General features: G+C 43.4%; 10 protein-coding genes. 7 read left to right on the forward strand and 3 right to left on the reverse strand.

What is annotated here, in order from left to right; genetic code table 11:
- Positions 1 to 78 precede the first annotated feature (78 nt).
- Entirely contained in the window at positions 79 to 684 is a 606-nt protein-coding gene (locus FD724_RS15190; protein ID WP_179073205.1) for a TetR/AcrR family transcriptional regulator, read from the reverse strand.
- A 386-nt stretch (positions 685 to 1,070) separates the two neighbouring features.
- Here FD724_RS15190 and FD724_RS15195 point away from each other — a divergent pair, with 386 nt between their 5' ends.
- The 6 genes from FD724_RS15195 to trxA all read left to right on the forward strand — a co-directional run bounded on the left by FD724_RS15195 (position 1,071) and on the right by trxA (position 8,430).
- The gene (locus tag FD724_RS15195) at positions 1,071 to 2,660 is read left to right on the forward strand and encodes a DHA2 family efflux MFS transporter permease subunit (protein WP_179073206.1); all 1,590 of its coding nucleotides are present in this window, start codon (positions 1,071 to 1,073) and stop codon (positions 2,658 to 2,660) included.
- A 593-nt stretch (positions 2,661 to 3,253) separates the two neighbouring features.
- Complete coding sequence (gene cysH, locus FD724_RS15200) at positions 3,254 to 3,979, forward strand: phosphoadenosine phosphosulfate reductase (RefSeq protein WP_174708557.1); 726 nt, start codon at positions 3,254 to 3,256, stop codon at positions 3,977 to 3,979.
- A gap of 75 nt (positions 3,980 to 4,054) precedes the next feature.
- A complete protein-coding gene (gene sbcD / locus FD724_RS15205) occupies positions 4,055 to 5,308 on the forward strand; it encodes an exonuclease subunit SbcD (RefSeq protein ID WP_179073207.1) in 1,254 nt (417 codons plus the stop codon).
- 425 nt (positions 5,309 to 5,733) lie between these two features.
- Complete coding sequence (locus FD724_RS15210) at positions 5,734 to 6,264, forward strand: YdcF family protein (RefSeq protein WP_012411838.1); 531 nt, start codon at positions 5,734 to 5,736, stop codon at positions 6,262 to 6,264.
- A gap of 337 nt (positions 6,265 to 6,601) precedes the next feature.
- Positions 6,602 to 7,765, forward strand: coding sequence for a GuaB3 family IMP dehydrogenase-related protein (locus tag FD724_RS15215; protein WP_179073208.1), 1,164 nt, complete (start codon positions 6,602 to 6,604; stop codon positions 7,763 to 7,765).
- Positions 7,766 to 8,106: 341 nt separating this feature from the next.
- Positions 8,107 to 8,430: a thioredoxin gene (gene trxA / locus FD724_RS15220; RefSeq protein ID WP_012411836.1), complete on the forward strand. Its 324-nt coding sequence runs from the start codon at positions 8,107 to 8,109 to the stop codon at positions 8,428 to 8,430.
- Between the two features lie 298 nt (positions 8,431 to 8,728).
- On the opposite strand, the gene FD724_RS15225 is transcribed toward trxA, so the two are convergent.
- Positions 8,729 to 9,310, reverse strand: coding sequence for a MarC family protein (locus FD724_RS15225; RefSeq protein ID WP_179073209.1), 582 nt, complete (start codon positions 9,308 to 9,310; stop codon positions 8,729 to 8,731).
- A gap of 211 nt (positions 9,311 to 9,521) precedes the next feature.
- Here FD724_RS15225 and FD724_RS15230 point away from each other — a divergent pair, with 211 nt between their 5' ends.
- Entirely contained in the window at positions 9,522 to 10,334 is an 813-nt protein-coding gene (locus FD724_RS15230; RefSeq protein ID WP_179073210.1) for a carbon-nitrogen hydrolase family protein, read from the forward strand.
- A gap of 187 nt (positions 10,335 to 10,521) precedes the next feature.
- Here FD724_RS15230 and FD724_RS15235 read toward each other — a convergent pair whose 3' ends face one another.
- Positions 10,522 to 11,679, reverse strand: coding sequence for a transposase (locus tag FD724_RS15235; protein ID WP_179075521.1), 1,158 nt, complete (start codon positions 11,677 to 11,679; stop codon positions 10,522 to 10,524).
- Positions 11,680 to 11,694 lie beyond the last annotated feature (15 nt).

An 11,694-nucleotide genomic window follows, 5' to 3' on the forward strand; every position in this document is an offset into this window, starting at 1 on the left:
GTTATTTTGCTAACAAGTTAAAGGTGGGGAATTGGGAATTGGGAATTGGGCATACGTTATTCTTTCCCCTTGTCCCCCTTATCCCCCTTGCCCCCTGCCCCCTACTCCCTTTATAAGAAGATTCATAGTGCGGCGCATATATGCTTCTACTGGCTCGGTTGTGGGTTTAAAGATCAGTGCATAATATAATGATCCGCTCACTAGGTCGATAATTAAATCTACGTCTGCATCCTTGTGTATTTCACCTCTAGACTGGGCACGCTCAAGTACTTTAGAGAATGCTTCACGTCGAAGTTTTGTATATTTTGTCCAGTAAACCTCTGCAAACTGAGGATTGCTAGACGCTGTACTAATTATCAAAGCGAGTGTCTGACGACCAAGGGGACTATCTATCTTTTTGGCGGCATTCTTGATCAAAATATCCATATCTCCCCAAAAGCTGCTAGTATCGGGGATCGCTAAATCATCTCTCAAACTTTCTATCGCGTCTGCAACTAGTTCTTCTTTGGAAGTGTAACGCCGATAGATGGTCGTTTTGCCAACTCCAGCACGAGAAGCGATCGCTTCTATACTCATGCTCTGATATCCTACCTCTGCAAGCAAATCTAAGGTCGCTTGTAGAATCGCTTGGTCAGCGTGGATGCTACGTGGTCGTCCTGAAGGACTGTTGATTTGGTTACTCATAAAAATATCATCCCCAAGAAATATCTTCTTGGCAATTTGCTTCTACCTTTGGGCATAGAACGTACCATCTGGGAAACGAAGAAGCCCTACTACCCTGTTACGCAAATAAGATTGCACATCAACTGGTGAGGTTGTCCTTTGTCAATTGTCCTTTGTCCTTGGTAAACACTTTTGACTAATGACGGTCTACACGGAAAATATTGCAATATGTAGGCGCGTTAGCTTACCCAGTTTTCATGCACGAGAACAGCAAAAGTGACTATCCATCTTTAGCATAAGTATTTCTGCCGCTTTTCGTTGAAGTCTCCCTTGACCATTTTTATATGATACGTTACCGTAGCGTATATATAAGATATTTAATTTTTGCTTTGGGAATCGCTCTGACAATGGCTACCAACATTAAACGTTCTAGTTTTGATCAATTTGGTTATGTCCACGGGCCATTGAAGTGGGCGATCGCTTTAACAGCTTCTCTTGGTGCAATTTTAGAAGTAATTGATACTAGTATTGTTAACGTTGCTCTGACGGATATGCAAGCTAGTTTGGGTGCAACTGTCAGTGAGGTAGGTTGGGTAGTAACTGGATATGCGATCGCAAATGTCGTCTTAATTCCCTTATCTGCATGGCTGGGAGATTACTTTGGACGCAAAACCTATTTTATCTTTTCGTTGATTGGCTTTACCATTGCCTCGGTTTTATGCGGGTTGGCATTCAATTTACCGATGCTGGTTCTTTCCCGAATTCTTCAAGGTTTATGTGGTGGCGGGTTACTAGCTAAAGCCCAAGCAATTTTGTTTGAGACTTTTCCACCTGCCGAACAGGGTTTAGCACAGGCAGTTTTTGGAGTAGGTGTAATTGCTGGCCCAGCTATCGGCCCGACTTTAGGAGGATTCTTGGTAGATGGTTTGGGCTGGCGGTGGATTTTCTTTGTTAATATTCCCTTCGGGATCGTTGCAGTGGCGATGTCCTTCATGTTTTTGCCCAAAGACAAAGACAAAAGCGAGACACAAAGCCAATCCGTCGATTGGTTCGGCATTGGGTTTTTGATTATTGCGATCGGCTGTCTGCAAACTTTGTTAGAAGAAGGAGAGAAAGAAGACTGGTTTTCCTCCGGTTTTATCACCACCTTAGCGATCGCCAGTATTATCGGATTAGGGCTATTTATTTGGTACGAGTTGAAAATAGCGCATCCTGCCGTTGATTTGAGAGTTTTGCGTCACCGTTCTTTAGCTGCGGGAAGCGTTCTCTCAGCAGTGGTGGGTATGGGGCTTTATGGCACACTCTTTGCTGTGCCGATATTTGCTCAGAGTGTACTGCACTTTACGGCAACGCAGACAGGACTATTGTTAGCGCCTGGTGCTTTAGCCTCTGCGATCGTTATGGTTCTATTAGGCAAGCTGTCCAGTAAAATTGATGCCCGATTTTTAATTGCAATGGGCGCTGTCGGATCATCTGGAGTTATGTTTCAACTAGCAGCAATTACCCCACAAACTGGCACAGATGATTTATTTTGGCCATTGGTATGGCGTGGGGCTTTTACTGTGTTGATGTTTCTGCCTTTGAGTTTGGCAGTTTTAGGCCCGCTACCCAAACAAGATGTTTCTGCTGGGTCTGGTTTCTATAACCTGACTCGACAACTAGGTGGCAGTATCGGCATTGCCCTACTTACCACTCTGCTTGACCGAAGACAAACTTTTCATCGAGCTATCTTGTTAGCAAAACTTAGCCCTTATGACCCAGAAACCAATCAACGTCTAGATTTGCTCAATGGGGCACTTCAAAGCCAAGGCATGGATGCGGCAACAGCACAACAACAAGCACTAGCTTTATTAAGTCAAACAGTAAATACTCAAGCTGCTGTTTTATCTTACGCAGATTGCTTTCGAGTGGTAGGGATCGGGTTCCTTTGCTCATTACCCCTATTACTATTCTTGGGTAAAGGCGGTGCCGGAGCGAAAGCACCAATCAGTCATTAGACGGATACCAATTTTAAGCTCTCTCATGTAAAACTATGTAAAAACACGGCTTAAAAATCCTTCTGAGCCGAAAATCACAGAAAAAAAATTAATATACACTGATAAATTTAGATAAAAAATAAAAATCCCACTCAGTTTTGAGCAGGACTATGTGAAGTCTTATTGCTAAAATTAGAAATTTCAATCTTAGAAAAAGTTCATTATTGTAATAACGCCAACACTGGTTAACATCATTAAAGCGCCCATGATTATTGATTGGCCTAATGGATTGCTGAATTTTGAATCGTTCATTTAAGTAAAAATCCTTTTTTAATAGTTCCTTAACCATATCAAAATCAGTATAAATATCTATAAAAGCGCTGTAAAACTTAAATTGCCGTAAACTTTCTTAACAAAAAAATCATTTACAAATTTAAGTATCGGTTTTTACTTATGAGGGGTTAGTCTTCTAGTCTCCCCCACTTCTTATTCTCCAGTTCAAAAATGTAGTAATTTCCGAACAGAATAAATACCTGAACTCCGAGCGGAATATGCGCCTTTGTGGGGTAAAATAAATCTTAATCAAGGTAAAAATATTTGAATAGAAGATTATCATGACAGTCTCTACTGCATCTAGAAACCAAGCGATCGCTTTCGACTTAGAAAAATTAAATCAGCAATTTGAAACTGCCACTCCTAAAGAGATACTGGCATGGTCTATAGAAAATATCCCAACGGGATTGGTGCAAACCAGCGCCTTTAACGTGGATGACATGATAATTACCCATATTCTTTACAGTGAACTGAAGCATCCCGTTCCTGTAATCTTTCTCGACACCTTGCACCACTTTCCTGAAAGCCTAGAATTAGTTGCCAAAGCTAAAGAAATTTACAACCTGGACTTGCAAACTTTCAAAACTCCAGATGTAGAAACCCGTGAAGCCTTTGAAGCCAAATACGGCGACAAACTTTGGGATACGGATATTGCTAAATTCCACCACATTACAAAAATTGAACCACTATTACGGGGTCTAGACGAACTCAACAGCGTCGCTTGGATTACCGGTCGCCGTCGTGACCAAGCAGTAACCCGTGCGAATATGCCCATATTTGAATTTGATGGTAAAGGTCGGCTGAAAGTAAATCCCATTGCTACCTGGACACGCCAAGATAGCTGGGTTTACGTGGCTGAACACGGAGTCATCTACAACCCACTCCATGACAAAGGTTATCCCAGCATCGGCGACCAACCTATCACTACCAAAGTAGGCGAAGGTGAAGACGAACGTGCCGGCCGTTGGCGGGGAAGTGATAAAACAGAATGTGGAATTCATATTTAGTTATTAGTCATTGGTCATTTGTCATTTGTCATTAGTATTAGACAAAGGATAAATGACTAAGGACGAAAGACAAATATGATTAAAATCCTCCATCTTTCCGACATCCACATGGGAAGCGGCTTCTCCCACGGACGAATTAATCCTGCGACTGGATTAAACACACGATTGGAGGATTTTGTCAATACCTTATCTATATGTATTGACCGAGCGCTGACAGATGCTGTTGATATGGTGATATTTGGTGGCGATGCTTTCCCGGATGCTACACCCCCGCCTTATGTACAACAAGCTTTTGCCAGCCAATTTCGCCGTCTTATGGATGCCAATATTCCAACAGTATTGTTGGTAGGCAACCACGACCAACATTCCCAAGGACAGGGAGGAGCGAGTTTAAATATTTACCGCACTTTGGGAGTGCCAGGGTTTGTTGTTGGTGATACATTAACTACTCACTGCATCGAAACCCGCAATGGCAAAGTGCAAGTAATTACTCTCCCTTGGTTGACTCGTTCTACCCTGATGACTCGCCAAGAGACTGAAGGTTCGTCTTTGGCGGAAGTCAACGAACTGTTAACGGAACGTCTGCGAGTTGTTATGGAAGGGGAAATTCGCCGTCTTGACCCCGATGTGCCAACAGTGCTTTTAGCTCATTTGATGGCTGACAATGCTAGCTTGGGGGCAGAACGCTTTTTGGCAGTAGGTAAAGGCTTTACTCTACCCTTATCTTTGCTAACGCGACCTTGTTTTGATTATGTAGCGTTGGGACACGTCCACCGCCACCAGAACCTCAATAAATCCAACAACCCGCCGGTGATTTATCCGGGAAGTATTGAGCGGGTTGATTTTAGTGAAGAAAAAGAAGACAAAGGCTATGTAATGCTGGAACTTGAGCGGGGGAGCGCTGAATGGGAATTTTGCCCCTTAACAGTTCGGACTTTCCGCACCATTGAGGTGGATATCTCGAAAGCAGATGAGCCGCAAGCAGTGTTAATGAAAGCGATCGCTAAGTATGATATTCAAGATGCTGTAGTACGGCTAATTTACAAACTCCGCTCCGAACAGATGGATTTAATTGACAGTTCCTCTCTACATACTGCTTTAAGTCCGGCTCATACCTACACCATTCAAGCAGAATTAGTAAGTCAACTAGCCAGACCCCGCATTCCTGAATTGAGCGCAAGTAGCAGCATCGACCCAATGGAAGCCTTGAAAACTTACTTGAACAACCGCGAAGACCTCAAAGACATAGCAACATCAATGCTAGATGCTGCACAGAAGTTGCTAGCGGATGATGTGGAAATCTGGCTAGAAGCAGCAACTAGCGAGTAGGATAGATGCCAACTATATTAAATACAGTTTGTAGAGACGGGAAATTTAGGGTCATCTGGAAAACCCACGAAAAAACTAACTCCCTTTCCGACACGGGAAGGGGGAAATTTCAAAGTATCTCCTTAAAGGAAAGAGATTTTCCAGATAACCTAAATGGGGTTCTTCTACAAGGTGCTAGAACCCTTTGATGAATTTTCCCATACAGGTTAGGATAATCCATCAATTAAAGGAAAAACTTCAAACCCGCTTAATCGCGCTGTAACACGAAAGTCACCCAAATTTATATTTTTGGGCAGATTATTGAGGAGTTTGCTACTCTACTATCAACTATTGTTTTTCTTCTAGCTAGAGGAAATTTTTGACTTAGTAAAAAAAGTTATCGAGCCTTGAATAAGCTACTCTTTACAGGTAAATCTTTTCGTTTTATGGCTTTTGTCTTACCACTAATTATCTGGTGGGGATACAAAGAAGTACAAAACCAATTTGTACAGCCGCAAGCAGTTGTAGTGTTGGGTGGTTCAACGAGACGTTTAGAGCGAGAGAAGTTTACGGCCGAATTTGTTCGCCAGCATCCAAATATACCAATTTGGATTACTGGAGGTAGTCCACCTAGATTCACCCAACGAGTCTTTACCAAAGCTGGTGTTGATCCCAAGCGTTTACACCTGGATTATGAAGCCGTAGATACAGTTACTAATTTTACTACGTTGGTAGATGATTTGCAAGCTCGTGGTATCAAGAGCGTTTATTTGATTACTTCAGACTTCCACATGCGCCGGGCTTGTGTCATCGGCGAAATTATTTTGGGTAGTCGAGGTATTTATTTAAAACCAGTGCCAGTCCCTTCAGAAAAACCCCCTGAATCTATCGAAAAATCTATCCGCGATGGAGCCAGAGCCATACTTTGGATAGCAACTGGTTACACTGGTGTGGATGCAGCTAAAAATAAACGGTAAATCATCAGTGATAATTTGCATCATCTTGATGTAACTCAAGATAGGTAAATTAAGAGCATTAATACCAATAATCGTGATAATAACTAAGTAATAATAGACACATGAAACCACAGCGATCGCAAAACTAGCGCAACATTAACCCTCAAACAACACAATAGAAAAACCAATTAACTGTTTTTGCTCATTTGGTTGCTTAGTTAATACTTTGCGTCCATCAAAGTTTTGAGTGGTAACTTGCGTAAATGGAATTTATCTGTGTAGCTCAGGGAAAAAAACGCCCCAACTTATCTCACAATTTGATACCCTAGCTTAAACAGATTTGAATAAAAGTTAAAGCGTGGAAATTCAACTTGGGCGGGGAAAAACAGCTCGCAGAGCTTACGGAATAGATGAAATTGCTCTAGTTCCTGGTAACAGAACACTAGATCCCAGTTTGGCAGATACTAAGTGGCGTATTGGCAATATTGAGCGAGAAATTCCGATAATTGCCAGTGCTATGGATGGTGTAGTAGATGTTCGCATGGCTGTACGTTTGTCACAGTTGGGAGCATTAGGTGTCCTCAATTTAGAGGGGATTCACACTCGCTATGTTGACCCAGAGCCAATATTAGATCGGATTGCCTCTGTAGGGAAAGATGAATTTGTTGCCCTGATGCAAGAACTCTATGCCGAACCAATAAAGCCGGAATTAATTGAAAAACGTATTCAGGAAATTAAAGAACAAGGTGGCATTGCGGCGGTAAGCGCAACTCCAGCCGGTGCAAGTAAATACGGTGAGGCGGTAGCAAAAGCTGGGGCCGATTTATTTTTTGTTCAAGCTACAGTAGTCTCTACTGCACATCTGTCACCAGAGTCTATAATACCACTTGATTTAGCAGAATTTTGCCGTTCTATGCCCATCCCTGTGGTGTTAGGGAATTGCGTGACTTACGATGTGACGTTGAATTTATTGAAAGCTGGGGCGGCTGCCGTACTAGTGGGAATTGGTCCTGGTGCTGCTTGTACATCCCGTGGGGTATTGGGTGTGGGTGTGCCACAGGCAACTGCGATCGCAGATTGTGCAGCAGCACGAGATGATTACTACAAGGAAACTGGCAACTATATTCCCATTATCGCTGATGGCGGTTTAATCACCGGTGGCGACATTTGTAAATGCATCGCCTGCGGTGCTGATGGTGTGATGATTGGTTCACCCTTTGCCAGAGCCGCAGAAGCCCCAGGACGGGGTTATCATTGGGGTATGGCAACTCCCAGCCCAGTTTTGCCTCGTGGCACCCGCATTCGCGTTGCCACCACTGGTAGCCTAGAGCAAATACTCATTGGCCCAGCCGGACTAGATGATGGCACTCACAACCTTTTAGGAGCCTTAAAGACGAGCATGGGCACTTTAGGAGCCAAAAATATTAAAGAAATGCAGCAAGTGGAAGTTGTGATTGCGCCTTCTCTATTAACCGAGGGTAAAGTTTACCAAAAAGCTCAACAATTAGGTATGGGTAAGTGAAGGGTACAGGTTATAGGGTACAGGGTACATATAGGGTACAGATTATTCTCTGTCACCTGTCACCTGTCACCTAATCCCAATTCTTCAATAAATTTTTCCAGCCCCCTAAACAATTGCTGGAAAAATTCGATATGTCGCCTACAATAGAGATAGCGGAGACAAATGTTTCCGTTCACTCCTCACACCACACTCCGCCCGGACTACTGTTCGGGCGGTTCCTTATGTTTGTAAATAAATTCGAGAGCTTCTTTGCAAATGTACATCCTTAGACTCCCAAGCTGATGTTTTTGCTATGGTAGAATTTTCACCAAGTTCAGATATTATTGGCGAAGGTTTTAGGCATGTCAACAGCCGCACAAGTTACCGATTCTAGTTTCAAGCAAGAAGTACTCGACAGCGATGTACCCGTTTTAGTTGACTTTTGGGCACCCTGGTGCGGACCATGCCGTATGGTAGCTCCTGTTGTCGATGAAATCTCCGAACAGTACAAAGGTCAAATCAAGGTCGTCAAAGTCAACACGGATGAAAATCCTCAAGTTGCTAGTCAGTACGGCATCCGCAGTATTCCTACATTAATGATTTTTAAAGATGGACAAAAAGTAGATATGGTGGTAGGTGCTGTACCTAAAAGTACATTAGCTTCCACTCTAGAAAAGTATCTTTGAAACTCAATTGGTAACAAAGTCCCTTTGAGTTATCAATGTTTTTGTAGCTTTAGGTTAATTTTTACAAACAAGTTTGAGAGGCGCGAATTTCTCGTTTTTCAAACTTGTTTACATTTGTATACAATCTAAGAATATTTTTAAGAGTTTTCTAGCTCAAAAATAATTCTCTAATTCCTGTACTACCAATTTCCACTGCTAGCGCCGCCAACAGAAAGCCCAAAAGCTGAGTTACAATACAGGGCAAACGCATCTAAAGTATAAGAATCCTTTAATAGCAAGGGTTTTGGCGTTTTTTAATTTAGCCTATTTTTTCATCAAGATCCTTGCCCAGCAAGGGTTTCAGAAATCCCGTGCGTTCGCCCTGAGTTACAATAACTCCACCTTCTGCACCAATCCACTGGTCAATCAGATTTGCTAAACGCAAAATCAACCAAGTGATAAACATCGCCCCTAAGATACCCACCGCCACAGCAATATGTGGACTTTGTGATTTCGACATCAGTAACATCACCGTTGTCAAAGTTCCCGGCCCCGCTAACAGTGGTAAAGCTAGTGGAGTAATTGCGACATCGCGTCCTTCTTCAATAATTGGCTGATCTAATTCTCCCCGCAGCATTTGCAAAGCAATTAACAGCAACAATATACCTCCTGCTACTCGCAAAGAGCCGATACTAATTTCCAAATAATTTAAAATTACTTGCCCAGCAAAAGCAAATAGCAAAAGAACTGCGATCGCAACGATAATTGCTTTATCTATAACTTTGTTTCTTTGGTCTGGCATCATGCCCTTGGTCAAAACTAAAACAATTGGTATGTTGCCCACAGCATCTGCTAGGACAAACACAGCGATAAATGTTTGAACGAGAATAGAAATATCCACAGCAGGTAACTTTATATCAGGGTTCGATCATAAATTAATGCCAATCTTACTCAGTTTGCCAGAACCTAGAGGAAGATTAAAATCAGCAATAAAATAAGTCTGTTAAAGAAAATCTTGGCTGAAGTATTTCTAATTAAGTTCCATATATGTTGAAGTAGCGATATATTTTGATAATCTATCTTCCATAAATCAACTGTTCGTTGTTGAATCTATGAAGTCTTATTTAGCCGCCGCTATTCAATTGACAAGTGTGCCCGATCTACACAAAAATTTGGCTCAGGCAGAAGAATTAATAGAGCTTGCCGTGCGTCAAGGCGCTGAATTGGTTGGCTTGCCAGAAAACTTTTCCTATATGGGCGAAGAAAAAGATAAACTCGCGCAAGGCGATGCGATCGCTCTTGAAAGTGAAAAATTTCTCAAAAAAATGGCTCAACGCTTTCAAATTACGATCTTGGGCGGCAGCTTTCCACTTCCTGTAGACAATACAGGCAAAGTTTATAACACCACTCTACTTATCGACCCAAGCGGTCAAGAACTTTCCCGCTACTACAAAGTACACCTATTCGATGTTGATGTTCCCGACGGCAACACCTATCGGGAATCCAGCACTGTTGTGGCTGGTACGCAATTACCCCCCGTCCATTTTTCAGAAAAACTCGGTAATCTAGGACTTTCTATTTGTTATGATGTCCGGTTCCCTGAACTGTATCGTCATTTGGCAGAGAAGGGAGCCGATGTTATCTTTATTCCCGCCGCCTTTACTGCCTTTACTGGCAAAGATCACTGGCAAGTACTACTACAAGCCAGAGCCATCGAAAATACCGCCTACGTCATTGCTCCTGCCCAAACGGGGAATAACTACGGTCGCCGTCTAACCCACGGCCACGCCGTTATTATCGACCCTTGGGGTGTAATTTTAGCCGATGCTGGGGAAAAACCGGGAATTGCGATCGCAGAAATCAAGCCAACTAGGTTAGAACAAGTCCGTCGTCAAATGCCTTCTTTGCAACATCGGGTGTTTTAGGGACTGGGGACACGGAGAGCAATACCGCCCTTATGAATGAATATAGGGCTTCTCGAATGGAAGCAATATACTTTGACCTCTCTCCTAAAAGGAGAGAGGCTTTGAATTTTGCTCCCCTTCCCTGCAAGGGAAGGGGCTGGGGGTTAGGTCTGTATTCCCTTAGTGGTGCAGAAAACTTTCCGAAGTCTCAAGTTGAGAACACAGTGACACGGGAGAACTCAATTTGTTGCTCTATCTGCGTTCGTTTTTTAAGTGAAGCAGTGGCAGATGGGGGACTCTTCCGAGGTAAGGTAGCTAATAGAGGAATTGGGAGGCGTTGATAACACAACCGTTCAATTTCGCGTAATCCTAATTGTAAGAAACTCAATCCCCTCTGGCTGTGCCAATCCAGCATTTTGCGCCGACCTTCACCGACCACCACCACCGCAACAGCAATAGCAATTAAGGTGGCAGGCGCTAGCAACATCAACAAACAATTCAGCGCTTGAGGGTCGCGCAAGTGGGAGCGGATGAGTTCAAAAGCGGCGGACTTATAATCCTTAAAATGTGGCTCAATGCCGCCAAATCGCTGACCATAAACCTCAAAAGTCTGCAAGGACGGCGGCACATCGGAGAGGACAGCCCAAGCCTCACTTGCCAGAGCTAAATGAGCGGTGGCGAGATGACACTCAATGTCCTGCAAAACTTTGACTTTTCGAAACAGATAAGCTTCGCCCTCTTGGGGAAGCAAGTTTGCAACCGCAGCCGTTTGACCATTGGAGAGGGTAATGTTCAAGTCCGATTTCGCCCGAATAGACCACGACCATTGATGCTCCCGTAACCACCGGATCAACGCACCATGTTCAAATCCTCGATCCGCTAACAACGTCACATGACATTCTGTAGGCAGCAGCCTTAACGTCGTTTCTAACACGGGGCAGTAGTCCTCAAAGCCCACGGTGGCACTGCCATGCTCCAATACCGTTTGACCAAGTGGAATAGAGCGTCCACCCCAAACTAAACAGATCTCAATTAAGCAATATTGATCCCATAACATACTGGTATCAAGTGTTAGTGTCATCGCCATGCCCTCCCAGGAGTTCAAGAACTGCTGCAACATAGGAAAATAGAAGGTTTCGGCAGTGATTTTGGGATTATGGACAAAGTAGTTTAAGCGCTCCATGTGGCTGCGAGCTTTGCACTCCCTATGACTCAGATAGGGCAACCAGTGGCTCAGACAGGCGCTTTGAGCTTGCAAAATGGCGGCGACATTCTCACAAAAGACTTGCAGATGTCGTTGATCTTGGGGACAAATCCATTGACTTAGTTGAACTTGCAGTTGACGATAAAGATGGGGGACTGACATGGAGTAGTTTTTGTG

Source organism: Nostoc sp. C057, from assembly GCF_013393925.1.
In the GTDB taxonomy this organism is placed as follows: domain Bacteria; phylum Cyanobacteriota; class Cyanobacteriia; order Cyanobacteriales; family Nostocaceae; genus Nostoc; species Nostoc muscorum_A.